17 protein-coding genes are annotated in these 25,872 nt (G+C 62.8%); 10 read left to right on the top strand and 7 right to left on the bottom strand.

Features of this window, described 5'->3' with window-relative positions:
- Position 1 precedes the first annotated feature (1 nt).
- The 7 genes from NQ519_RS08270 to NQ519_RS08300 all read right to left on the bottom strand — a co-directional run bounded on the left by NQ519_RS08270 (position 2) and on the right by NQ519_RS08300 (position 12,442).
- Positions 2 to 1,699: a right-handed parallel beta-helix repeat-containing protein gene (locus NQ519_RS08270; RefSeq protein WP_259810561.1), complete on the bottom strand. Its 1,698-nt coding sequence runs from the start codon at positions 1,697 to 1,699 to the stop codon at positions 2 to 4.
- A gap of 26 nt (positions 1,700 to 1,725) precedes the next feature.
- On the bottom strand, positions 1,726 to 2,841 hold the full coding sequence (locus NQ519_RS08275) for an FISUMP domain-containing protein (RefSeq protein WP_019151628.1): 1,116 nt from the start codon (positions 2,839 to 2,841) through the stop codon (positions 1,726 to 1,728).
- Between the two features lie 18 nt (positions 2,842 to 2,859).
- Positions 2,860 to 4,467, bottom strand: a complete 1,608-nt coding sequence (locus tag NQ519_RS08280; protein ID WP_019151627.1) for a RagB/SusD family nutrient uptake outer membrane protein — start codon at positions 4,465 to 4,467, stop codon at positions 2,860 to 2,862.
- A gap of 3 nt (positions 4,468 to 4,470) precedes the next feature.
- On the bottom strand, positions 4,471 to 7,548 hold the full coding sequence (locus NQ519_RS08285) for a SusC/RagA family TonB-linked outer membrane protein (protein ID WP_019151626.1): 3,078 nt from the start codon (positions 7,546 to 7,548) through the stop codon (positions 4,471 to 4,473).
- Between the two features lie 61 nt (positions 7,549 to 7,609).
- Positions 7,610 to 8,722: a glycoside hydrolase family 43 protein gene (locus tag NQ519_RS08290; RefSeq protein ID WP_019151625.1), complete on the bottom strand. Its 1,113-nt coding sequence runs from the start codon at positions 8,720 to 8,722 to the stop codon at positions 7,610 to 7,612.
- Between the two features lie 8 nt (positions 8,723 to 8,730).
- Positions 8,731 to 10,590, bottom strand: a complete 1,860-nt coding sequence (locus NQ519_RS08295; protein WP_019151624.1) for an alpha-1,3-galactosidase-related protein — start codon at positions 10,588 to 10,590, stop codon at positions 8,731 to 8,733.
- 10 nt (positions 10,591 to 10,600) lie between these two features.
- Positions 10,601 to 12,442 carry a hypothetical protein gene (locus NQ519_RS08300; RefSeq protein ID WP_083871136.1) on the bottom strand — a complete coding sequence of 614 codons (1,842 nt, stop codon included), beginning with the start codon at positions 12,440 to 12,442 and terminating at the stop codon, positions 10,601 to 10,603.
- A gap of 202 nt (positions 12,443 to 12,644) precedes the next feature.
- Here NQ519_RS08300 and NQ519_RS08305 point away from each other — a divergent pair, with 202 nt between their 5' ends.
- The 10 genes from NQ519_RS08305 to NQ519_RS08350 all read left to right on the top strand — a co-directional run bounded on the left by NQ519_RS08305 (position 12,645) and on the right by NQ519_RS08350 (position 25,786).
- Positions 12,645 to 16,598: a hybrid sensor histidine kinase/response regulator transcription factor gene (locus tag NQ519_RS08305; protein ID WP_019151622.1), complete on the top strand. Its 3,954-nt coding sequence runs from the start codon at positions 12,645 to 12,647 to the stop codon at positions 16,596 to 16,598.
- 108 nt (positions 16,599 to 16,706) lie between these two features.
- Positions 16,707 to 18,005, top strand: coding sequence for a TolC family protein (locus tag NQ519_RS08310; protein ID WP_026076703.1), 1,299 nt, complete (start codon positions 16,707 to 16,709; stop codon positions 18,003 to 18,005).
- A gap of 19 nt (positions 18,006 to 18,024) precedes the next feature.
- Positions 18,025 to 19,209 carry an efflux RND transporter periplasmic adaptor subunit gene (locus NQ519_RS08315; protein ID WP_019151620.1) on the top strand — a complete coding sequence of 395 codons (1,185 nt, stop codon included), beginning with the start codon at positions 18,025 to 18,027 and terminating at the stop codon, positions 19,207 to 19,209.
- A gap of 2 nt (positions 19,210 to 19,211) precedes the next feature.
- The gene (locus NQ519_RS08320; RefSeq protein ID WP_019151619.1) at positions 19,212 to 19,952 is read left to right on the top strand and encodes an ABC transporter ATP-binding protein; all 741 of its coding nucleotides are present in this window, start codon (positions 19,212 to 19,214) and stop codon (positions 19,950 to 19,952) included.
- Between the two features lie 3 nt (positions 19,953 to 19,955).
- Positions 19,956 to 21,176, top strand: a complete 1,221-nt coding sequence (locus NQ519_RS08325; protein WP_019151618.1) for an ABC transporter permease — start codon at positions 19,956 to 19,958, stop codon at positions 21,174 to 21,176.
- A gap of 24 nt (positions 21,177 to 21,200) precedes the next feature.
- Positions 21,201 to 22,250 carry a sensor histidine kinase gene (locus tag NQ519_RS08330; RefSeq protein ID WP_019151617.1) on the top strand — a complete coding sequence of 350 codons (1,050 nt, stop codon included), beginning with the start codon at positions 21,201 to 21,203 and terminating at the stop codon, positions 22,248 to 22,250.
- Positions 22,247 to 22,966 carry a LytR/AlgR family response regulator transcription factor gene (locus NQ519_RS08335; RefSeq protein ID WP_019151616.1) on the top strand — a complete coding sequence of 240 codons (720 nt, stop codon included), beginning with the start codon at positions 22,247 to 22,249 and terminating at the stop codon, positions 22,964 to 22,966. The genes NQ519_RS08330 and NQ519_RS08335 overlap by 4 nt, the downstream gene beginning before the upstream one ends.
- A gap of 107 nt (positions 22,967 to 23,073) precedes the next feature.
- A complete protein-coding gene (locus NQ519_RS08340; RefSeq protein ID WP_187120523.1) occupies positions 23,074 to 23,592 on the top strand; it encodes an RNA polymerase sigma-70 factor in 519 nt (172 codons plus the stop codon).
- Between the two features lie 36 nt (positions 23,593 to 23,628).
- On the top strand, positions 23,629 to 24,810 hold the full coding sequence (locus NQ519_RS08345; RefSeq protein WP_083871130.1) for a FecR family protein: 1,182 nt from the start codon (positions 23,629 to 23,631) through the stop codon (positions 24,808 to 24,810).
- A gap of 127 nt (positions 24,811 to 24,937) precedes the next feature.
- Positions 24,938 to 25,786 (top strand): WG repeat-containing protein, encoded by an 849-nt coding sequence (locus NQ519_RS08350; RefSeq protein WP_019151613.1) that lies wholly within the window; start codon positions 24,938 to 24,940, stop codon positions 25,784 to 25,786.
- Positions 25,787 to 25,872 lie beyond the last annotated feature (86 nt).

The raw sequence follows: 25,872 nt of genomic DNA on the forward strand, positions 1-25,872 counted from the left end.
TTTAATGGTTATACGCCCCGATGTTGCGTGCGTTGCCGATGCGCTCGCCCCAGAAGTCGGTCGTGAGCGGGAATACCGGTTCGTCGGCGATTCCGGCGCCCGCACCGATGCAGGGCGACCCCGCGGCCAGTTGCAGTCCGGCGAGGATCTGCTCCTTGTCGATCAGGTCGTTATCGGCGGTGAACTCCTCCACGAGGCGGACGAATTTCGGGTCGGCGAGGATCGTTCCGACGTTGTGGCCGCCCGTGCCGGGGATGGTTCCCTCCCGGTAGCCGCAGATGCAGTTGTTGCGCAGAATCAGCCCCCGGTCGTCGATGAACTCGCCCGTGCCGACCTTGACGAAGGGATTGGCCGTGCCGGTGGTGTTGTAGAAGATGTTGTTGGTGAAGACCAGCGACCCTTCGATGTTGGTGTAGCTGTCGAACGTGACGGCCGTGTTGTCGGCGTGCGTCGCGGCGGAACGGGTCTTGATGATGGTGTTGTTGTAGAAATGGCATCCGCCCACGCGGCCCACCACGTCGATCGTCGATGAAAGGGTCTGGCCGTTGCCCTTCACGTAGTCGCGCGTGCCGTCGTTGATGCTGACGTTGTAGCGCACCACCGTGCCCTCCTGCGAGACGAAATTGCGGTCGAACGCCACGTCGCTCGGGCAGAGCATCAGCCAGCCGCCCGTGTTGTTGTAGGAGATGTTGTACTCGAAGAGCGTGTTGCGGCAGTTCTGATCAACGTCGAACGCCTGTCCGTCCCACGTGGCCTTGTGGTCCTGCACGGTGTTGTAGCGGAAGATCGTGCCGTCGCTGTGGATGCACCACAGGGCTGCGGCGGCCTCCATGCGGTTGGGGACGCTCTCGTCGGCGAAATCGCCCGGCGCGCAGTTGCGCACGACGTTGTACTCCACGAGGGCGTCGTCGCAGCCGTTGACGATGATCTGGTCGCCGGGGATGCCCTCGAAGACGTTCCGGCGGAACACGAAGCCCGTGTTGGCCTTGCGCAGCGAGCGGTCGCCCGTCGAGAGATAGCCCGTCAGTCCGTCGCGCTGGCAGTCGGTCAGCCGGCAGTCCTCGACCACCAGGTCGTGGAACGACGACGGGTTCGAACCCCCGATGACGTTGTAGTAGAAGATGCCCGAGCCGCCGCCTTCGTTGTGGTGGGTCTTCGTGCCGTAGACATCGGCGATCTCGCAGCGGCGGATGTGGATGTGGTTCATCACGCCGCCCTCGATGTTGTCGGCCTCGATGCGGATGCCGGCGATCTTGGGCCGCGGGGCTTCGCCCTTGTTGGTGATCCGCAGGTCCTGCAACTCCCAGTACTGGACATTGCGGATCAGGATGGCTTCGTAGTTTCCGCCGCCCGCGATCTCGGGCAGGGGCAGGCTCTCGTCCCCGTAGGAGCCCAACACGATCGGCGCCTCGGCCGAACCGCTGCCACGCAGCGTGAGCGATCCGTTGTAGACCGTACCGCGCTTGATGAGGATCGTGTCGCCGGCCTTCCACGAACGCTCCAGGATGCGGTCGATGCTCTCCCACGCCTGCGAGGGGGAGTGCCCGGTGTTGTAGTAGGCCCCGTTTTCGGGGTCGATGTAGTAGCGGTGGGGATAGGCGGCCTCCTCCGGACCGTTTTGCGGGGTGCGGGGTTCGTCCTCCTTGCAGGCCGCGAGCTGGCAGGCGCCCAGCAGCGCGGCGAATATGATCAGGTGCATTTTCATGGCTTTTTCGCAGTTTGGGTTTACATCGGGTCCATCACGCAGCGGATGGGGTACATGTGGTTCTCGACCGACGGTACGATGCTGTACGACTGCATGTTCAGCGTCGAGGCGTCGTCGTAGATCGAGAGCAGGACGGCTTTCGTGGGATCGTCGGCCGAGGCGCTGTCGCCGTAGGCGAACTGCATGCCTCGCAGACGGGGCGTCGATGTCCAGAACCGCGCCGTGAAGGTCGGGTCGGTGAGGAACGTCAGCCCTTCGTGCCAGTAGAATCCCGATACCGCGACGTTCATCTTGGCGCTGTTCGTGATGCCGGCGGTTGTCGGCCAGTAGGAGGGGTCTTTCACGGCATTGGCACCGTCGGCCCCGAGGTATTCGCGCAGGGCGTTGAATTCGTCCATCGAGGGCAGGTGCCACCCCTCGGGGCAGACGCCCTGCACCGTTTGGCCCGCTTCGTAGGCGGCTTTGGCCTCGTCCCACGTCAGACGCGTGGCGACGGCCCACGAGTAGTAGCGGCCGACCTTCTGCACGTAGAGCGGGTCGTTGCAATAGCCGCCGCCCGCGGCCACCTTGGCTTCGACGGGCAGCGATTCGCCGTCGGCATAGACCGTGGCGCGCAGGTTCTCGGACATGATGGTCATCAGCGAACCGTCGTTGAGGATGAACTGGCAGGCTCCGTAGACCTCGCCGTCGCGGGCGTCGGTGAAGCTCTCGACCAGCGGAATGGCGCTGAAATAGCGCCACGAGGTGCGCACCTCGTGGCCGCGCGTCTGCTCGACGCGCCAGAAGAAGCGCTTGACGCCCGAGAAGTCGGGCCAGACGGTGCGCAGCATGTCGAGCATCTCCGAATTGGTCAGCACGAGCGAATCCTTTTGCCCCATGTCGTAGACGCAGGCGTTCTCGAAGTGCATGTCCACGTCGAAGGCGATCTTGTAGGTGGCTCCCGGACGTGCCTCCCAGGTGAAGACCTGCTTGTCGTCGGGTTTGAAGAAGTCGATCTTCAGGGTCGAGCCTTCGGCCGGGGAGACGGGGCGCGCCCACGTCGCATCGACGTAGTCGATCTGCTGTTCGCACGACAGGCTCAGCAGCGCGGCCAGAACGGCGGCCGCGGGAATCAGATATGCGGTGAAACGTTTCATTGTCAGTGGCATTGGGGGTTAATAACCGGGATTCTGGTCGTCGCGGATCAGCGGATTGGCGTTCAGCTCTTTGAGCGGAATCGGCCACAGATAGTCGCGGTCCTTGTTGAACGAACGCTTGTCGATGACGATCTCCTCGTACTGCCAGTAGGGCGACGTGGCGCCGCTCGAAGGGTAGTACTGCAATTTCGAAACGTCGAGGCCGTGGGCGTCGGTCATCACCTTCTCGGCAATCTTCCAGCGGCGGATGTCGTGCCAGCGCTGGCCCTCGTGGAAAAGCTCCACGCGGCGTTCGTTACGGATCAGCGCCCGCATGGTCTCCTTCGTGAGGTTGGGCAGCGATTCGGTGAGGGTGACCATCCCCACGCGGCGGCGCAGCCGGTCGATCATCTCGTAGGCGCCCTTGGGGCCGTTCTCCTCGTTCTCGGCCTCGGCCCACGCCAGCAGCACTTCGCCGTAGCGCATCAGGATCTTGTCGCCGCCGTCGTTGTTGAGGTTCCCGAGCGTCTCGTTGGCGCCCTTTTTGGCCGCGAAGCCGGTCTTGTTGTCCCAGTTGGCGGGCTGCCAGTGGACCTGATAGCGGGAGGTGCCGTCGCAGCGGTATTCGTCGCCGGGGCAGAGCACCGAGAGTTTCAGGCGCGGGTCGCGGTTCTCGAAGGGATAGTCCTTGTCGTAGGTCGGATCGGCCGGGATCGAGGCGCCGTTGTCGGCTTCGAGCGGCTTGACGGGCAGTCCGTTGGCCGTGAAGAAGCTGTTGACCATTTCGAGCGTCGTATTGAACGAGAACCAGTTGTACCACAGCTGGGTCATGTAGCTCGATCGCAGGTCCTCGGCGTAGTTGACCTTGAAGATCACCTCCTTGTTCGAGGGGTCGTTGATGCCTTCGTCGAGGAACAGCTTGCGGAAGTCGCCGTAGAGATCGTATCCGAGCTCCTTGATCGCCTTGGCGCAGGCGATGACCTCGGCGTTGTCGTATTCGTACTGCGCGATCTGCAATCGGAGCATGAGGGCCGCTCCGAGGCTGGCGACCTCGCCGCCCGGGATGTTGTCGAGATTCCCGACGGCATATTCCACGTCGCCCTTGATGAAGGCCATCACCTTGTCGAGTTCCTCGCGCGGGGCGTTCTCCTGCGGCGAGTTCTCGTCCACCAGCGGCACCCGGCCGTAGAAGCGCACCAGATCGAAATAGAACCATGCGCGCAGGAACCGCGCTTCGGCCAGGATTTTCCGGCTGTCCGCGGGGCCGATGCCCGTGGCGAGGGCCATCGACCGGATCAGGGAGTTTGCGCGCGAGATGGCCTGCCAGTCCTTGGTCCATTTCAGTTCGGCCCACCAGCTCGCGGCGGTCTGCGTTCCCGACGCGAATTCGGCGCTGAACTCCCAGGTGTGGTGGTTGTAGGAGTTGTCGCACATGTTTTCGTAGGTGTAGGGCGTGATGTAGGCCGGCGAATCGTCGTAGAAGCAGTAGTAGATGCCCGCCAACATGCTCTTGGCCTGCTCGACGCCCTTGAGGAAGGTGTTGGGCGAGGACTTGTCCACGGGAACGGTGTTCAGATAGTCGGCACAGCCGCTCGACCATCCCGCGAGCAGCAGGGCTGCGATGAAGAGTGTGGAAAACTTTTTCATGGCTCAGAAGGTTACGTTCAGGCCGGCCGTGAAGGTCCGGACCAGCGGGTAATCGTAGATGTTGGTGGCGTTGACGCCCGCACGCTCGGGGTCGAAACCCTTGTAGCGGGTGAGCGTAAAGAGGTTCTGGGCGCTGACGAAGACGCGGACGCCCGAAATCCCGATCTTGCCGACCAGCGATTTGGGGAGCGTGTAGCCCAGTTCGAGGTTTTTCATGCGCATGTAGGAGAGGTCCTCGACGTAATAGTCCGATTTGATCTTCGCGCGCTGGTTGTCGATGTAGACCCGCTGATAGGTGTTGTTGGGACGTTCGGGGGTCCAGCGTTCGGTCATCCAGGCCGCGGTGTTGTAGCCGTTGAAGAACGGGGAGACCAGTTCGCCCGTGCTCCATCCCTCGCCGCCGCAGACGCCCTGGAAGAAGGCCGTCAGGTCGAAGCCCTTCCAGCGGGCCCCGAGATTGAACGAGAAGAGGAAGTCGGGGTTGGGATCGCCCAGCGCCACCCGGTCGTGGTCCATGTCGATGATCCCGTCGCCGTTCTGGTCCTTGAAGCGGATGTCGCCCGGCGCGGCCACCAGTCCCGAGTAGGAGTTCACGGGGTTGCCGTTGCGGTCGAAGGTCGTCAGGTGGTTGTGGATCTCCTCGTCGCTCTGGTAGATGCCCTCCACCTCGTAGCCGTAGAGCGTGTTGATCGGCCGGCCCTCTTCGAGCAGGATGCCCGTCGTGGAGTTGAGGATCGGGCTCTGGCCCTTCAGGTCGAGAATCTTGTTGCGGTTGAAGGAGAGGTTGGCCCCGGCGCTGAACTCCCACTTGCGGAACGCCTTGAAGTAGGAGAGCGCGAATTCGCAGCCGGTGTTGCGCATGCGCCCGGCGTTTTTCCACGGGTCCTCGGTGAAGCCGAAGATGCCCGACACGGGCAGCTGCATCAGAATGTCGTCGGTCTCCTTCACGTAGAAGTCGCCCGTGAAGGTCAGCGAGCCGAACAGCCGCAGGTCCAGACCGATGTTGTACTGCGTGGTGGTCTCCCATGTGAGGCTTTTGTCGGCGATGTAGGAGGTTGCGGCTCCGGTGACCTGCTGGTTTTCCCAGATGTAGTTGCACGAACCGATCGAGAGGATGTCGATGCCGGCGTAGGAGCTCCATATCTTCTCGTTTCCGAGCTGGCCCCACGAGGCGCGCAGTTTCAGTTCGTCGATCCACCGCACGTTGCGCATGAACGCCTCCTGCGAGATGCGCCACCCGGCCGAGAACGACGGGAAGACGCCCCATTTGTGGTCTTCGGCGAATTTCGACGAGCCGTCGTAGCGGATGTTGGCCTCGACGAGGTATTTCTCCTTGTAGTCGTAGTTGAAACGCCCGAAGAGCGACATGCTCTTGACTTCGGTCTCCCAGCTCGAATTCTTCTGCGTCGAGGGGTCGCCCACTTCGAGTGACGGCAGGTTGGTGGTCAGGCGCGTGCGGGAAGCCTTGTAGTATTTGTTGTCCCACTGCCCCTGCTGCCATCCGGCCAGCACCTTGAAATGGTGGTGGTCGCCGGCCGTGGCCCAGTAGGAGAGGGTGACGTAGCTCGAAAGGTTGCCGTAGCGGTAGGTCGATTCGGTGATCGACGACTCGCGCGAGGTGCTTTTGCCGATGGTCTGCGTACCGTCGGCTCCCGTGAAGACCTTGTAGAGGTCCACGTTCGGGGCGTATATCTGCCCTGTTTCGGTCGTGCGGTCGTAGTTGACGGCGCCTTCCAGCCGCAGGTTCTTCAGCAGCGACAGTTGCAGGTTGAGGTTGCCGCTGAAATTCCCGGTCCTGGTCTTGTTGAAACCTCCGGCTTCGCGCACGGCGTCGTCGTAGAACCAGTCGGTCCAGCCGTAACCCTCCATCTTGGCGTTGACCATCGGGCTCATGGCCACGATCCGGTAGAGCGTGTTGCCCGTGCCGTCCACCAGGTCGTTCTTGACGCCCGAATACCCGGCGACGTTGGTCGAGATTTTCAGCCGGTCCTTGAGCAGCGAGCTGGTCGTGTTGATGCGGAAGTTATACTTGTCGTACTCCGTGCCTTCGAGGATGCCGTCCTGCCCCAGATAGCCCATCGACAGCGTGTAGGCCAGCTGGTCGGTGCCGCCGTTGAGCTTCACGTAGTGGTTGTGCAGGATCGCGGGCTTGAAGTAGAAGTCGGCCCAGTCGCGGTCGGGGTAGAGCGCCGGATCGTCGCCCTTGCGGAAATGCTCGATGTAGCTCTGGCTGTAACGGGGCTGCTGGCCCGAGTTGAGGCACGCCTCGTTGTAGAGGTTCATGTAATCGACCGATCCGAGCAGGTCAGGATAGCGGGTCACCTGCTGGACCGAGACGTATCCGTTGTACTCGACCTGCAAGCGGCCCGAACGGCCCTTCTTCGTGGTGATGAGGATGACGCCGTTGGCGGCCTTGTTGCCGTAGATGGCGGCCGAGGCGGCGTCTTTCAGGACCGACATCGACTCGATGTCCTTGGGGTCCACCTTGTCGAACGACGATTCGAATCCGTCGATGATGACCAGCGGCGACGAATCGTTGAGCGTGCCGATGCCGCGCACGGTGATCGTGCCGCCGTCGGCTCCGGGCTGGCCCGAGGTCTGGGTCACCTGCACGCCCGTGATCTTGCCTTGGAGGGCCAGCGATACGTCGGTGATCGGGCGGTTCTTGAAATCGGCGGTCGAGACCGTCGATACGGCGCCCGTGAGTTTCTCCTTGCTGGTCGTGCCGTAGCCGATGACCACGACGTCCTGCACGGCGAGGGCGTCCTCTTCGAGCGTGATGTCGGCGCGGGTCATGGCCTGCGTCACCTTGAGCTGCTGTTTCTTGTAGCCGAGATACGATATTTCGATCGTCTCGCCGACACGGGCCGTGATGGTGAACGTGCCGTCCGTGCCGGTCGTCGTTCCGGCCTGCCGGCCCAGGACAGCTACGACGACGCCCGTGATCGGGTTGTGCTGTTTGTCCGTGACCTTTCCTTGGATGCGGACCTCTGCGCCGGACTGCGCATGCACGGCCAGGAGGAAGAGCCCGGCCAGCGCCGTGAGCCACAGACGCAAATGGGTGCGATAGCTGTGTTTCATGTTCAACGTTTTTTAGGTTGGTAAGTTTGTTTCATATGCGGTAGGTTGGTTTTGCATTCAGTCACTCTTCCCAGCGCCAGCGGTCGCGCCATTCGACGCGGAATCCGTCCCCTTCGAACCGCACGGGCAGCCACACGTAGCGTCCGTCGGCGGCGTCGGCCGGGTTCCAGCGGTCGCCCATGTAGATATAGCGGTCGGTGCCCGCCACGGCGACGACGAAGGTGCTCTGCGAATCGTAGGTGGTCTCGGCTCCGGGGCCTTCGCAGGGGTTTCCGAGCTCCTGCCACGGGCCCCAGACCGATTCGGCGACGGCCGAGCGGGCGGCGTTGGGGGCCCAGCCCGTGCAGCCCGACATCATCAGGTAATAGCGCCCGCCGCGTTTGAAAAGCGCCGGGGCTTCCATGAACCGCCCGACGAAGAACCGCGCGTAGCGGCCGCTGTGGGCGAGGTAGTCGTCGGTCAGCTCCGAGATGTGGAGCGTGCTGTTCTCCTCCGAGGAGTAGACGTGGTAGGCGCGGCCGTCGTCATCGACGAAGAGCGTCATGTCCCGGGCCATCTGCCCCTGCGCGGCATCGCGTCCCACGAGGTTCAGCGAATCGGGGTGTTCGGGCAGGCTGCCGCCGTCGAAGCGCATCCCCGCGGCGCGGCTCTTGCCGAAATGCTGCGGCAGGGCGTTGACCGGATAGACCCCGGCGTCGGGGCGTTCGGCCCGCAGGAAGGTGTAGGGACCCGTTGCGCGGTCGCTGACCGCCACGCCGCTCAGGGCGCCCGTGTACCCGGCCCCTTTGGGTTCGAGGTGGAACCACATGACGTATTTGCCCGTGCGGGCGTTGCGGATCACCTTCGGGCGTTCGAGGATGCAGCCTTTTTCGATCGGGCTGCCCGAGCCTTCGGGAGCCACGGACAGGGCGATGCCTTCGTCGCGCCAGTCGTAGAGGTTCTCCGAGGAGTAGCAGTGTACGCCGACCTGCGCGAGGTTGCCCGCCTCGCCTGCGGTCTTGTGCTCGCCGAACCAGTAGTAGCGGCCTTCGTCGTAGAGGATGCCGCCTCCGTGAGCGTTGATGACGGCGCCGCCGGTGTCGGTCCAGACCGCTCCGGGCCGGAACTCCGGGCGGGTGCAGCCCGCGGCCGCAAGAATCAGCCACAGGGCTGTGAACAGGGTGGAAGTGCGCATGGGTGTCGTTATTGTTTGTAGTAGTAGGTGTTGGGTTTCTCGACCGTCGCGTCGGCGAATCCCGGCTGCCCGGGGGCCATCCGGACGCTGCCGCAGCCGACGGCGCTCACCTCGGCCGTGCGGTCGCCTTCGAAGCTGTTGCCCGAAATCTCGGCCTCCCGGCAGTGTTGCAGGTCGATGTACGACAGTCCGTCGAAGATCGGCGGATAGTCGCTCTGGATGAAGCGGTTGCCGCGGATTTCCACCCGGTCGGCGCTCAGGGCGTAGATCACCTGCGAGTCGAACGTGCGGACGGTGTTCTGTTCGAAGACGATGCGTCCGTGGTAGTGGAAGCCGCCGCCGCGGCCCGAGGCCGGAATCTCGGGTGAGATCTGCAATACCGACTGGGGATTTTCGCCGCCCGTGCCCATATTGACGAAGGTGTTGCGGCGGATGACGACATCGCCGACGCTGCCCGATTCGAACCACGAATTGGCGTCGCCGGCGATCAGCACGCCGGCCATCATCGACGAAAACCGGTTGTCCTCGACCGTCACGGGGCGCGGCGTCGAGATCAGGATGCTTCGCGCGCGGTTGTTGCGCACCGTGCAGCGGCGCATCTCGACGGCGGGCATGTTGCGGGGATTCTCGACGGCGAGGTGTTCCGACGGCGGAGTGGCGAGGGGCCCCGCCGCATGGATCGTCCACCGCTCGTCGCCGAGGGGCCGGGCTTCGGCCGCCACGAAGGTTTCCAGCGGGCGAAGGCTGATGCGGTCGATCAGCCGCAGAGTGTCGCCGGCGCGGGCGAAGTCGAATCCCTGCTGCTGGACGTGCCCGAAACGGGCGGTCAGCCGGTCGCCGGAAAGCGTGTCTACGGCCATGTAGGTTCCGTGGACGTTCGTGGCGTCGTCGAGCATGTTCTCGAACAGACAGCCGTCGAAGCGGATCGTACCTCGGCAGTTGACGAAGTGCGTGGCGTCGGCCGAGGCCGAAATGAAGCGTCCGGAGCCCTCCCGCAGACGGACATCGTATCGGTCGAGCGTCACGTCCTCGGTGTTCTCGCAGATCAGCGCCATGGCGCCCGAGGCGTGGACGGTCGTTTGCTCGATCCGCAGGTCCCGCGTGCGGTGCACGACGATGCCCGGACAGCGGCGGTTGTTGCGGAAGGGGCCTTTGTCGGCGTAGACCGAGCCCACGGGCGGCAGTTCCGGGGAGAGGAATCCCGTCAGCCGTACGGTGTCGGGGCCGAGCATCGCGGCCGTCAGTTTCCGCTGCCAGTAGGGATGGAGGAAGCGGGCCGTGTTGTAATAGGGGGCATGGGTAAGGGTGTCGAAGACGATGTTGTCGCCTTGGGTCTGCTCCCAGCCGTAGCCCGAGAAGATCAGCTCTCCGTCCTCGACCCGCACGGGGTTTCCGCTGGTGATTTTCAGGTCGATACTGCGTGTCGCGGCGTCCTGTGCGATCACGCGGCCTTCCAGCACGAACGGCACGTCGTAGTCGATCGTGACGCCCCGGAGGGTGATCTCCTCGCAGCTGTCGATGTAGAAGGGGATCAGCTCGCCGTGGAAACGGAACTCGGTGTCGTGCCCGCAGACGGTGACGCGGCGCATTCCCTCCATGCGGAAGGCGATGCGTTTGGTTCCGTTGTCGTTGTTCGACACGCGCAGAAACTGCTCTTCGGCCTGCTCGGGATAGAAGTCGTAGACGCCGGGTCCGAATTCCAGCGTGAACGCTCCTTCGGGGTGTGCGCGGAGGATCTCCCGCACGTGTGCAGTGTAGTCGGTCCGGCCGTCGAGCGGGACGCGGATGTGCGCGGGGCGCGTTTCGCAGCCCTGCGCGAAGAGCGCCAGCAGGCCGGCGAGGATCGGGGTCAGTCGTTTCGTATTCATTCGTCGGATGTTATTTGCAGATGATTTCGAGGGGCCGGCCGCCGCGCTGGACGATCTCCGAGGGGCGCATGTGCACGATGCCGATGTTGTGCCCCGGAAAGTCGGGGCCGAAGCTGTTGCCGGCGACCCGTACCTTGCGGCATCCGTCCAGAAAGAGGTTGTAAGGACGGTAGAACGGTTCGTAGGTCCGGGTGCGTTCGAGGCGGTTGCGGCTGAACTCCAGCCCCTCGGCCGAGCGGGCGAACAGAACGGCGCAGTCGAAATGGCGGAAGGTGTTCCCCACGATGCGGATATTGCGGTGGTATGCCTTCGTGTCGGCATCCTGCGGCCGGAAGGAGGGCGAGATCGAGATGACCCCTTCGCCCCAGCCCCAGGGGCCGTCGATGATGTTGTTGCCCGAGGTGTAGCAATCCTCGAAGAGATTGTTCTGGATCGTGATGTCGCATACGGCGCCCGATTCGAACCAGAGCTCCGTGTCGCCCTCGATGAGGACCGCGGCTCCGGCCGAGCGGAAATAGTTGTTTTCGATGAGGACTTTGGCCGGGGTGGTCACCAGAATCGAACGGCCGCGGTTCTGTTTCAGCATCCGGCAGTTGCGCACGGTGAGCCGGGAACAGAGCGTCGCGTTTTCCAGCATGTTTCCCGCCGCGATGCGTCCGGCGACCGGTTCCCGGAAATGCAGCACGTAGTCCCGCGATCCCGCGATGCGTTCCGTTCCGGCCGATGTCAGCGGACGGCCGCGCTGCATGGTCGCCGTATCGAGCGGCCATACCCGTTCGCCCGGGCGGAATCCCTGGTCGCGGCTCGTGGGCGCGATCCGCACGGAGCGTTCGCCGCAGACCTCCGCGACGGGGGCGTACATGCCGTGGACGTTGGTGAAATCGTCGCCCGAGCCGCTTACCGTGCAGCCGTCGAACAGGATGTCGCCCGTGCAGCCGATGAAGTGCGTGGCGTCGGCGATGGTGCTGAAAACGCGCCCCGACCGTTCGTCGGCCACGATGTCGAGGCCGACCATCGCAACGTCGTGCGAACGGACGCCGAAGATGCCGCAGCTCAGCGTGTGGTGGATCGTCACCTGTTCGATGCGGGTCTGCCGGCAGTCGGCGATTTCGATGCCGTTGGTGATGTAGCGTCCGTGGAAAAAGACGACGACGGTTCCCGGGGCGGGCTTCATGGCCGGGCGGTAGTGGAAACGCACCCGGTTGTTCCCGAGGTCGGTGACCCGGGCCCGGAACATGTCGCGGCCCAGCGGTACGTCGCGCGTCTGGTAGAGCAGTTCGTGCGTCGCGGCGTCGTAGAGGTTCGTATATTCGGGGACGATCCGTTGCAGTCCGTATTCGCCGACGAAGGCCAGGGAGTCGCCCGCCACGACGTAGGGATAGCGCCCGGCATCGATCTCCATATCTAAATAGGTGTCCGTCGCCGAAACGATCGTCGCCTGCGAGTTGTAGGGCTGCTGCCAGTCGATGCACACGTTGCGGAGCGTCGTGTTGCGGCACCCCGAGAGCCGCACGGGATTCATCAGTCCGTGGAAGATCCAGTCGCATCCGCCGCCGTCGATCTCCACGCCGTCCGTCTGCGTCAGGGCGAAGGCCGTGGTCGGTTTGCCGGCCGCCTGCCGTTCGGCGTCGGGGTAGAAGTCGTAACGCCCCTCGTCGAAACGAATCTGCAAGCCCCGGACACCCTTGTTTTCCTCGATGATCCGCCGGACGACCGGCAGGGCGTTCCGGCCGCTGCCGGGGTGCAGCCCGTAGTCGGACACCCGCACGGTGCGGCGTGCGGCGTTTGCGGCATATGGTACGGATGCGGCTGTGAGGAGCAGGAGGACGATAAGACGGGTGGGTCGATTCATGGGTCGTTGTTTCGGTTGCAACAAAAGTAAGCGAACTCGGCCACTTTCGGCTATCCCGATGTTAAGAAATCGTGCAGGCTGGGTTAACGGCGGTTCCGGCGGGACGATTTGAACGAATTTATAGGTTCTGTGAACAAATATGCAATTTCGGCGTGATGTAAATACAAATATATATTGTTAACTTTCGGAAAAATGAGGATGTATGAAACGACTTCTGACCCTGTTGTCATGGCTGTTGCTGCTGCAAACGCCCGTATCGGCCCAGCATGACGGCATCATCTGGAACTACGAGCATCTGAGCCGCAACGACGGGCTTTCGGGCAACCGCGTCACGGCGCTGTGCGACGATGCGTACGGCCGGATCTGGATCGGAACCTCGCAGGGGCTGAACATTTACGACGGACGGAGGTTGCAGAAGGTCGAGGAGTACAACGGGCTGGAAGTATGGTCGTTCCACGATACCGGCGACCGTATCCTGATCGGTACGCCGCGCTTCCTCGGGGTGTACGACTACGCCAGCGGCCGTTTCTCGCGCCTGACCTGCGAGGGCCGCGACGTGGGGTATGTGCGCACGATCGTGCGGGCCGGGGACGACCTGCTGCTCAAGACCCCGAAGCAGCTGTACCGCTGCGACGGCGACCGGCTGACGCTCGTGGCGAGGGAGACTCCCTACGAATATTTCTGTTGCGACAAATTCGGGCAGCTGTGGGGGCTTTCCAAGGAGCGCGTATTCCGCATCGGCGAGGATTTCAGCGTCGCGGCGACCTATGACCTGACCAGCGCCGACCGGTCGCCGCTGGTGGGGGTGAGCCTCTATGCCGATTCCAAGGGGTGCGTCTGGGTCGGAACGATCAAGGACGGGCTCTTCCGCTATAACCGGGCGGCCGACGAGTTCCGCCGCGAGCCCGTCGCCCGGCGGTTCCGTGTTCCGGAGATCGAGAACATCGCCAGCCTGAGCGAGGACCGTTACGACCGGTTGTGGATCGGCCACAACAACGGCGTTGCGGTCTACGACTATAACAACGATTTCTTCTGCAACTACGTCTGCGAACTCAATGACAATGCGGTGCTCAACACCGTGATCTGCATTTTCCGGACCCGCCGGCAGGACATGCTGCTGGGGACCTATTTTTCGGGGCTGTTCCGGGTCGGCAACCTCGATTCGGGCGTGGAGTACTACACGCTGGGCACCTCCGGGCCTTCGCTCCGCACCCGGAACGTCGCGGCCAACGGCATACAGCGCGATGCGCAGGGAAACTGGTGGGTCTCCACCAACAGCGCGGGGATCAATGTGCTCGATCCGTCGGGAGGTTTCCTGCGGCGCATATCGAGCCGCAATGCGGACATCAACGACAATATCCTCTCCCTCCAGCGCGATGTCCGCGGGAATTTGTGGGCGGGGTCTCTCGCCAGCGGCCTCTACTGCCTGGCCCCCGACGGCCGCATCCGCCACTACACCAGCCGTGCCGGCGACACCGCGTCCATTTCGAGCGGAAACGTCCTGCTGTTGTGTCCGCTCAACGCCGATACGCTCTTCGTGGCCACCGAAAAGGGGATCGACATCTACCGCTATGCGACCGATTCGTTCGGGCCGGTCTGCAAATGCGGCAAGGAGGAATTCGCCTTTTACGACGCGCAGATTCATGGCGACAAGGTCTGGTTCATCAATTTCTGTTCGGTGCTCTGTTACGACCGTCGGCAAAGGCGGATCGAGGAGTTCCAGCTTCCCGAGACCGATACGCGGCCCTACATCCAGTGCGGCTGGGTGGACGGCGGCGGCTGTCTGTGGCTGGGGACGACCAAGGGCGACATCTGGCGCTTCGAGGAGGGACGTTTTTCGCCTGCCGTGCAAAACCATCCGCAGATCAACGGCGGGATCGCCGGCATGCGCGGCGACGCCTCCGGCAATCTGTGGCTGGCGGCCGGAAACGACCTTTTCCGGCTCGACACGGCCCGGCGCCTGCGCCGGTTCAGTCTCGCCAAAGGCATGGGCATCAACGAATTCAACGTCCGCTCCGGATATGCGGGCCGTCAGGGCGAGATCTGCTTCGGAACGACGAACGGGCTGGTCTGCTTCTGGCCCGCGAAACTCGAAAACGACCTCCGGCAGCAGCCGACGCTTTTCATCTCCGGGCTGAAACTCTTCAACAAGCCCGTGGAGATCGGGGGCGGCGTGCTGAAACTCCCCGTCAACGACACGCAGGAAATCACGCTGGCCCACAAGCAGACCTTCCTGACCTTCGAGGTCTCCGTGATCGACTACGACATCTACCGCACGGCGCCCTATTCGTGCCGTTACCGGCTGGAGGGCTTCGACGACGACTGGTACGAACTGGGGCCGCAGGGCGAGATCACCTACACGGGGCTGCCCACCGGCCGTTACGGCCTGTCGGTGCGGCTGGTCGCGGACGACGGCGGGGTGCTGGCCGAAAAGCGGATCGCCCTCCGGGTCCGGCCGCCCGTGCTGCTCAGCGGATGGATGATCGCGCTCTATCTGTCGGTGCTGGGATTCGTCGTCTGGCAGTTCGTGCGGCTGGTGCGGCGGCAGCGGCATGCCCGGGAGCTGGTCGAGCAGGCCCGCCGCGAGCGCGAGACCCGCGACCGGATCAATGCCATGAAACTCGATTTTTTCAGCAGCATCTCCTACGAGTTCAAGACGCCGCTGTCGGTCATCTCGACCTTGCAGGACAGCGTGCTGCCGCCGCCGGACGGCGATGCCGGGAGCGATCCGGCGATTTTCCGCCGCAACATCGAACGGCTCGACTTCCTGGTCGATCAGCTGCTGGATTTCCGCAACATCGAGTCGCGGAATATCTCGGTTTCGATCCGCAAATACGATCTGGTGCCTTTCCTGCGCAATATCTACGAGACTTTCGTGCCCCTCTACAACCGCAAGCAGATCGCGCACGGGTTCCATGCCGGGGTGGAGTCGCTGCCGATGCTCTTCGACGCCGCCAAGATGGAGATGCTGGTGGGCAACCTGTTGGACAACTCCTTCAAATCGGTGCAGCCGGGCGGCGAGAGCTCGTTGAAACTCACCTTCGACGGGCGGCAGGCCGTCGTCGAGCTGTTCAACAGCGGCCCCTGCCTGACCGAGGAGCAGAAGAAAGCCATTTTCCAGCCCTACAATTCGGCGGGGCTGCCCAACGGCGGCATCGGACTGGCGTTGGTGAAGAGTATCGCCCGGCTGTTCGATATCCGCCTGTCGGTGGAGTCGCTGCCGCAGCGGGGCAACCTCTTCCGGATGGAGATGGCCGTCGGGCAGGATGACGGGGCCGAGCCCGAACGGCCCGACGCCGCGACGGGCATCGTCGGGAGGATCGTCGATAACACGAGCTATTTCGAGGATGTCTCCCAGCCCCGGTTCCTCGATGCCGAGGGGCACCGCAAATTCCGCATCCTGCTCGTCGAGAACGACGCCGATTCGAAACGGGTGCTGGAAAAACGGCTGCAAAAACACTTCCACGTGTCGAGCGCCGCGACGGGCGACGAAGCCCTGCTGCTGCTCAAATCCCAGAGCATCGACGTGGTTATCTGCGACATGCAGCTTGCCGACACGAACGGATTCGACTTGTGCGGGATGATCAAGAACTCGAACCGCACGCGCCATATCCCGGTGATCCTGGAGAGTTTCGAGCTCTCGGGCGAGAACCGCATCCGGGCGCTGCAATGCGGCGCCGACGCCATGTTCCAGAAGCCGATCAACTTGCAGGAACTGTTCCTGCGGCTGAATAACCTGCTGCGGACGAAAGACGTGCTGCGTGACTATTACATGGCGGCGGGCAGTGTCGGGATCACGACCCCCGGACTGAACAACACCGACGAACGGTTCATCCTCTCGGTGACGGATTATATCCACGCCCACCTCGACGATCCGGGGCTGTCGGTCAACGAACTGGCGCGTTTCGCGAATATCAGCCGCACGCAACTCTATCTCAGCATCAAGCGGCTGACCGACCGGACGCCTTCGGACTTCATCCTGCAAATCAAGATGCGCGAGGCGGCCGGGTGGCTGCAAACGACGGCGATGACCGCATCGGAGATCTCCTATAAACTGGGTTACTGCAATCCGAACCATTTCAGCCGCCAGTTCAAGGAGTATTACGGCGCTTCGCCCGGCGAATACCGCCGCCGGCACGCGAAGCCCGGGGCGTGAAACGCTCGTCGGTGAAATCCGCCCCGTCGTCGGGGTGATCGGGGCGAACGTCTATTTCATTTGTACGCACGGAAGGCAGCCGGTAAATTTGCGTCAAATGAAAATGCCATGAAACGAAGAGTGTGGATAGCGTGCGTCGCGTTGCTCGGCTGGCAGTTTGCGGCGGCGCAGGACTCGCTGAAGGTCTGGACGCTCGGGGAGTGTCTCGACTATGCGTTGGAGAACAACATCCAGCTGCGGCAGAGCCGCAACGACTATCTTTCGGGGATCGAGGACACCGGGGAGGCCAAAGCCGCGCTGTTCCCGTCGCTGACGGCTTCGGTGACGCAGGGCTTCACGAACTACCCCTCGTCGAACGCCACGGACCGCAACAGTTACACCGGGACATACGGGCTGAACGCCGGCATGACGCTCTACGAGGGCGGCAAACTGCGGACGGCCGTGAAGCGGCAGCAGGTGCAGAACCGCATCGACGCCCTTTCGGTCGAGGAGAGCGCCAACGACATCCGCATCGCCATCGTCCAAGCCTACATGCAGTGCCTCTACGCCGCCGAGGCCGTCACGGTGAACCGCTCCACGGCCGACGTCTCGAAGGCCCGGCGCGACCGCGCGGAGGCGATGTGGCAGGCCGGGTCGATCAGCAAGGTCGATTTCGCACAGCTGGAAAGCCAGTACGCGAGCGACGAATATCAGGTCGTCGTGGCTTCTGCGTCGCTCGACAACTACAAGTTGCAGCTCAAGCAGCTGCTCGAACTCGACATAACGGAGGAGATGAATCTTGCGGCGCCCGCCATCCAGGAGAGTGAGGTGTTGTCAGCCCTTCCCGCCAAAGCCGAAATCTATGCCACGGCGCTGGACGCCATGCCCGAGATCAAACGCGGGGAGCTGGCCGTCGAATCGGCGGAGTTGGGCATCAGGCAGGCGCGCGCAGGATTCTTTCCCTCCGTTTCCCTCTCCGCGGGCATCGGCACCGGGCACATGTCGGGCGGTTCGTTCGAAAGCGGTTCGCAGGTCTGGAACCGCTTCAACGAGAACGTCGGGCTCTCGGTGAGCATCCCGATCTTCTCCAACCGCAAGAACCGCACGGCGGTCAACAAGGCGCGCATCGCCGTCTCGAACAGCCTTCTGGAGCGGCAGAGCCTCGAAAAGGAGCTGCTCCGGGAGGTGGAGTCGGCCTATCTCGACGCCGTGTCGGCCCAGTCGCAGTACGTCGCCGCCTGCGAAAAACAGCGCTATGCCCAGCAGAGTTGCGACCTCACCGACGAGCAGTTCCGTGTGGGGATGAAGAACACCGTGGAGCTGATCACGGCGCAGAACGAACTGACGGCCGCCCGGCAGGAGGTTCTGCAAGCGAAGTACATGGCGCTGCTCAACATCGAACTGCTCGACATCTACCAGGGAAAATAAATCAAACACCATAATCACGATGAAAAAACGCAACATCCTGATCGGGGCCTGTGTCCTCGTCGCCGCCGCCGGCCTCTGGATCGCGCTGCGGCCGTCGGAAAAGAGCGGCATCACGCTGGAAACCGCCCCGACCGAGCGCATCACCATCCGCAACTCCGTGACGGCGACCGGCACGGTGGAACCCGTCACCGAGGTCGAGGTCGGCACGCAGGTGTCGGGCATCATCGACAAGCTCTACGCCGACTACAACGACGTGGTGAAGGCCGGGCAGCTGATCGCCGAGATGGACAAGGTGACCTTGCAGGCCGAGCTGGAGTCGTCGCAGGCCGAGCTGGCGAGCTGCAAGACCGAGTACGAATACCAGCTGAAGACCTACACCCGCACGAAGACGCTCCACGAAAAGGAGCTGGTGAGCGACGCCGAGTACGACCAGGCGTACTATCTCTACGAAAAGGCCCGCAACGCCTACGAGCAGGCCAAGGCGGACATCGTCAAGGTCCGCCGCAATCTGGGGTATGCGACCATCACGTCGCCGATCGACGGTGTGGTGATCAGCCGCGCCGTGGAGGAGGGGCAGACCGTGGCCGCGGGGTTCGAGACGCCGACGCTCTTCACCATCGCCGCCGACCTGACGCAGATGCAGGTGGTGGCCGATGTCGATGAGGCGGACATCGGGCAGGTGGCCGACGGACAGCGTGTGCAGTTCACCGTCGATGCCTATCCCGACGACACGTTCGAAGGCACGGTCGAGCAGGTCCGTCTCGAAGCGACGACCGAGTCGAGCGTGGTGACCTACGAAGTGGTCATCACGGCCTACAACCCCGATCTGAAGCTCAAACCGGGGCTGACGGCCAACGTCACGATCTTCACGCTGGAGAAGGACGACGCGCTGGCCGTTCCGACCAAGGCGCTGCGCTTCGTGCCCGACGCGGAACTGCTCGGGGAACTGGGCCTGACGGTCGAACAGCCTGCGGAGCAGACGGTTGCGGGCCGGCGCGAAATCTGGGTGAAGGAGGGGCAGACGCTTTCGGCACGGTTCGTCGTGACGGGCGCGGCGAGCGGCGACCGGACCGAGATCGTCGAAGGGCTCTCCGACGGCGATGTGGTGGCCGTGGGGCTGACGGCCGCCAGCGCCGCTCCGGCAGCCGCCGTCGAACGCAGTCCCTTCATGCCCTCGGGCCCCGGGGGAAACAAAAAGAAATAGCCATGAAAGAGGTCATCCGGCTGGAAAATATCCGGCGCGACTTCCGGGTCGGCGACGAGACGGTGCACGCCCTGCGCGGGGTGTCGTTCACCATCGAAGAAGGCGAGTTCGTCACCGTCATGGGCACGTCGGGATCGGGGAAATCGACGCTTCTCAACACGCTGGGATGTCTCGACACCCCGACCTCGGGCGAGTACTTCCTCGACGGCGTTCCGGTGCGTTCGATGGACAAGAACGAGCGGGCCGTGCTGCGCAACCGCAAGATCGGATTCGTCTTCCAGAACTACAACCTGCTGCCGAAGAGCACGGCCATCGAGAATGTCGAACTGCCGCTGATGTACAACTCCCGCTATTCGGCGGCGCAGCGGCGCGAACGGGCCGTCGCGGCGCTTACGGCCGTGGGGCTCGGCGACCGCCTGCTGCACAGGAGCAACCAGATGTCGGGCGGGCAGATGCAGCGCGTGGCCATCGCCCGGGCGCTGGCGAACGATCCGGCGGTGATCCTCGCCGACGAGGCCACGGGCAACCTCGACACCCGCACGAGTTTCGAGGTGCTGGTGCTCTTTCAGGAGCTCCACGCCGCGGGCCGCACGATCATTTTCGTCACGCACAACCCCGAGATCGCCCAGTACAGCAGCCGCAACATCACGCTGCGCGACGGGCGCATCACGAGCGACATCCGCAACGGGAATATCTTACGCGTAGCCGACGCCCTGGCGCAGCTGCCCAAACAGGAGGAGTAAACGATGAATTTCACCAATCTGTTCCGAATAGCCGTCAAGGCGCTGAGCAACAACAAGCTGCGCGGATTCCTCACGATGCTCGGCATCATCATCGGCGTGGCGTCGGTCATCACGATGCTGGCCATCGGCCAGGGGTCGAAGCGCAGCATCCAGGCCGAGATCAGCGAGATGGGGTCGAATATGATCATGGTCCACCCGGGCGGCGACCGGCGCGGAGGCGTGCAGCTGAGCGCCGACGACATGCAGTCGCTGAAGATCAAGGATTTCGAAGACATACGGGCCGACACGCGCTATGTGACCTACGTTTCGCCGGCGGTCAACAGCTCCGGGCAGGCGGTTTACGGGGCGAACAACACCCCGACGACGGTCTACGGCGTGAACCTCGACTACCTCGACATCCGCCGCTACAAGGTGGCCGACGGCGACGTGTTCACCGAGCACGACATCAAGACCGCCGCCAAGGTGTGCCTCATCGGCCAGACGGTCGTCGATGAGCTCTTCACCAACGGGGAGAATCCCGTCGGGAAGGTCATTCGCTTCGGGACCATTCCGTTCCGCATCGTCGGGGTGCTCGAAAGCAAGGGCTACAACAGCATGGGCATGGACCAGGACGACCTGATCATCGCGCCCTACACCACCGTTCAGAAGCGCATCCTCGCCATCACCCACTTGCAGGAGATCGTCTGCTCGGCGCTGAGCGAGGTCTATACGGACGACGCGATCGGGGAGATCACCGACATCCTGCGCACCAACCACCGTCTCAAAGCCGATGACGACGACGATTTCTCGATCCGCTCGCAACAGGAGCTGTCGTCGATGCTCACCTCGACGACCGACATGATGACCGTGCTGCTGGCCGCCGTGGCCGGAATCTCGCTGCTCGTGGGAGGCATTGGCATTATGAACATCATGTATGTCTCCGTCACGGAGCGCACGCGGGAGATCGGCTTGCGGATGTCGATCGGGGCCAAGAGCCGCGACATCCTCGCGCAGTTCCTCATCGAGTCGATCCTTATCAGCGTCACGGGAGGTCTGATCGGCGTGGTGTTCGGCGTGGGGGTCGCCGTCGTGGTCAATGTCGCCGCGGCGTTCCCCATCTACATTCAGCCGTGGAGCGTCTTCCTCTCGTTCGCCGTCTGCACCCTTACGGGGGTCTTCTTCGGGTGGTATCCGGCCCGGAAGGCCGCCATGCTCGATCCCATCGAAGCCATCCGTTATGAGTAAATTTTTTTTCGTACATTTGTCAATATGACTGCTTCGCAATCGAAATACAGAGCCTGGCTCGTGCACTTCACGGCCTGGGCCGTGATCTTCGGCATGCCGCTCTTCGTCACGGGACCCGACCGTCCGCTGCTGAGCGGCGGGGAATACCTGCGGTTCCTGCTGATCCCGCTGTCGTTCATGGTGGTGTTCTACACGAATTACCTCGGGCTGATCGACCGCTATCTCACCACGCGGCGGTTCGGACGCTTCGCGGGGTACAACGTCCTGCTGATCGGAGCCGTGATGATCGGCGTGCACCTGCTGTTCCGCTACGTCCTGCCCGACACGGGGCACCGTCCGCCGATGGAGCGGACGTGGCAGGACGCCCTGCGGTTTTTCGCCGGAAACGCCGTTCTCTACCTGCTGGTCGTCGGCGCCGGCGTGGCTATCCGGATGACGGGAGGCTGGTACCGTGCCGAGGCGGCCCGGCAGGAGCTGGAGCACAGCCGTACCGAAGCCGAATTGCAGAATCTCAAAAGCCAGCTCAATCCCCATTTCCTGTTCAACACGCTCAACAACATCTATTCGCTTATTCAGATCGACGTTGACCGGGCCCAGCGGTCGGTCCACGAACTGAGCAGCCTGCTGCGCTATGTCCTCTACGAGAGCAGCCGGCCGACGGTGCCGCTGAAAGCCGAGGTCGAGTTTCTGCGCGACTACATCGAGCTGATGCGCATCCGCCAGCCCCGCCACGTGCGGGTCTTCGTCTCGCTGCCCGGGGAGCCGAGCCCGACGCCCGTCGCGCCGCTGCTGTTCATTTCGCTGGTCGAGAACGCCTTCAAGCACGGGGTGAGCAACGAGAAGCCCTCCTACGTGACGATCGACATCCACGAGGAGGGGCGGCGGCTCGTCTGCCGGATCAGGAACAGCTGTTTCCCCAAGTCGGGCGATTCGGACCGCAGCGGTTCGGGAATCGGGCTGACGAACCTTTCGAAACGGCTGGAGATGATCTACCCGGGACGCTATACTTTCGAATACGGACAAGCCGGCGACGCCTATCAGGCGCTGCTGTGCATCGAACTGCCGGATGAATGAAACTGAGCTGCGCGATAATCGACGACGAGCCGCTGGCCGTGGAACTGATGGAGTCGTACGTCCGGAAGACCCCCTTTCTGGAGTTGCAGGGCTCGTTCGGCAGCGGCGTCGCGGCCTTCGGCATGCTGCGCGACCGTCCGGTCGATCTGCTTTTCTGCGATATTCAGATGCCGGGGCTGAACGGCGTGGAGTTCTCGCGGATGCTCCCCGCCGACACGCGCGTGATCTTCACCACGGCTTTCAGCCGCTATGCCGTCGAAGGATTCCGGGTCAATGCCGTGGATTACCTGCTCAAACCGATCAGCTACGCCGACTTTCTGGCCGCGGCGCAGAAGGCCCTCGAATGGTTCGAACTGAAACGCCGTGCCGGAGCGCCCGCCGACGACCTGCGGAGCATCTTCGTCAAGACCGAATACCGGCTGCGGCAGATCGAGCTGGAGCGGATTCTCTATATCGAGGGGCTGAAAGACTACGTGAAGATCCACGTCGAGGACGAACCGCATCCCGTCTTGTCGCTCATGAGCCTGAAATCGCTGGAGGAGCAGCTTCCCGCCGACCGTTTTATCCGCGTCCACCGCTCCTACATCGTGCAGCCCGCGAAGATCCGCACCATCGAGCGCAACAGCATCGTTTTCGGCCGGGAGCGCATCCCGATCTCCGAAAACTACCGGCAGGCTTTTTTCGACTTTCTGTCCGACCGTTCCCTGCTGCTCTGAGACGGGGCCGTTAAAAAATCGGCGGGATTGCCGCGCTCCCCGGATTATTTGTCTATATTTGCAAGGCACGGATACTGACTTTGACAGGGAAGAGACGGATGGTTATGATGAAAAATCAGCTCATAAAGGCGTTTCAGCGGGGCGAGGAGTGGGCCTTCCGGAAGGTTTACGAGCAGTTTTTCAGCCCGCTGTGCATCTATGCCGTCAAGTATGTGCGGGATGCGAGCGAGGCCCAGGACATCGTGCAGGACGTTTTTGCCGCTCTCTGGCTTCAGCACGACAACTTCAACAATTATTACACGATCCGTTCGTTTCTTTATATATCCGTCCGCAACAGGTCGCTCAACCTGCTTAAAAAGAACTCGCTGACCACCGAAAAGATGATCCGCGTGCAGCAGAACTCGCTTTCCGAAGCCCAGGAGTCGGAGATGGTCATCGAAACCGAAGTGGAACGGCGGCTGATGGCGGCCGTCGAGGCGCTGCCGACCGAGTGCCGGCGGGTGCTGATCCTCTCCATGGAGGGCAAGTCCTACCAGGAGATCGGCGAACTGCTCCATATAGCCATCAACACGGTGAAGAACCACCGCATACGGGCTGTGAAGAAGCTGCGTGAAAAGATGTTGTGAACCCTGAAAAGACCAACCGCGAAAACCGATTATAGCATGACTGATGAATTGATGATCTCCGATCTGATCTACAAGGAGCTGATTGAAGAGATAACGCCCGAAGAGAGCCGTGTCCTGAAAAAGTGGCTCGAAGACCCGGCGAACCGGGCCTTGTACGACCGGATCAGGCAGAAAAACGGCCTGGGCAGGCGGCTGTGCGAATATGTGGATGTCGATTCGCAGAAAGACTTTCGCAGCACGCTGCCCGCGCCTGCGCCCGTCGCTCCCCGCCGGGGATTGCGCTATGCCCTGTATGCCGCGGCGATCGTGCCGCTGCTGGTCGCGGTGACCTTCTTCGGCGCGAGGTTCGGCGGGAGCGGCCGGACCGATGTGCGCCATCCCGAAATCATGCACAACAGCGAGGGGGCCCGACTGATCCTCTCCTCCGGGCAGGTCGTGGACCTGGCGGACGACGAGGGGCGTCCCGTCGTTCTGGCCGAGGCGAATGCCGTCGTCGATGCCCGTGACGGCGAGCGCACGCTCTCCTACAAAAAGCCCGAAGCGGCGGCTCCGGCCGCGGAAGCTCCGGCCGTCGCGGCGGCTCCCGCCCTGCATACGCTGGTCGTGCCGCGCGGCGTGAATTACAATGTGGAACTTTCCGACGGAACCGTCGTTTACCTCGACGCCGATTCGCAGCTCGAATACCCCGTTTATTTCGCCGGGGAGCGGCGCGAAGTGACGGTTTCGGGTCGGGCCTATTTCGATGTCGCCCACGATGCGGAACATCCGTTCATCGTCCGGACCGGCCGGACCGAAATCCAGGTCTTCGGCACTGAATTTTGCGTTTCGGCCAAGGGGGCGCAGAGCGTTACGACCCTCGTGGAGGGCAGCGTCGGGTTGTTCGATGCCGGCAGCGGCGAGCGGCTGGCGGTGCTGACGCCCGGACAGCAGGCCGTCGTCAGCGGCGACCGCTGCGAGGTCCGGCAGGTCGAAACGCTCTATCAGACAGCCTGGAAGGACGGCTATTTCATTTTCGAATCGAAGCCCGTGGGCAGTATCATGGAGGAGCTCTCGGCATGGTACAACATCGACTACGTGCTGAAAGACTCCCTGCGGGATGTCAATATCACGGCGCGGATCAAGCGTTACGACGACATCGAATCCGTGCTGGACATCCTCTCCAAGACCCGCAGCGTGAACTTCAAACGCGACGGGCGGGTGATTACGGTTATGAATTGAAACCGCCTCCGGTAAAAGTCCTCATTTTTTGGTGAAATTTCGGCCGTTCGGGTAGCCCGGGCGGCCGATTTGTTTGTTATATTATACAAAGTGTAACTTCGGTTCGATACCGATAAATGAGCCCATCATGAAAAAACCGTTCCTTTTTTCCGCTGCGGCATTGCTCCTGCTGACGGGAGCCGCGGCGCCCGAGAGTCCCGAGTACACCGTGTCCAAACATCATAACGGGCCGGAACTCTATTACTACTATGCCGATACGGCGGGCAATCGGCTCAACGATGTCCGTTACGCCGAGGCGCATCCTTTCTGCGGCGACCGGGCCCTGGTCCGCGAGACGAAAAAGTACGGCTACATCGGCCCTGCGGGTGAACTGGCGATTCCTTATCGGTTCGATGCCGCCCTGAATTTCGGTGATCTGGGCTTCGACAAAGACCTGGCTGTCGTGCGGTTCGCCTTCCGCGACGAACTCCGCGAATTCATAACCCCGTGGACGTACGGCGACAGCGAAATGGTGCTGATAAACCGCCGGGGCGAAGCCGTTACGCCCCGTTATGAGGTGATCCGCCCGGTGGCGTACGGGTTGGCCGTGGTCGTGGAGACGCGCCGCAACCACGGGCTTCCGGTCGAAATCGCCGAGCCGAACGAAGTCCCCGACGCCTGCAAGTGGGGCTGTATCGACAAATGCGGCCGGGAGGTCATTCCCTGCATTTACGACCGCATTTTCGGGATCGGCGAATCGCTGTTGCTGGCGCAGAAGGAGGGCAAGTGGGGCGCCGTGGACAGCCGGGGGCGGGAGGTCATTCCGTTCATCCACGATTCCTGCCGTTACAGGAACGGGCGCGAGCCGGTTTTCAGCTCCGACCGGGACGGCGGGTGGCCCGACGTGAGCCGGGTTACGCCCGGAAAGGGGCGGATCGACATGTATGCCGGCGGGAAAAAGAGCGTTTTCGACGGGCTCGGCCGGAAGCTGAAATAGCCTTTGTCCTGCGGCTCGTGTCCGAAATCTCTCCGTATGCCCGGAGACGGAAAAACGACGGGATTCGGCATAACCGGCAGAAAATA

The organism is Alistipes senegalensis JC50 (assembly GCF_025145645.1).
Taxonomy (GTDB): Bacteria; Bacteroidota; Bacteroidia; order Bacteroidales; family Rikenellaceae; genus Alistipes; species Alistipes senegalensis.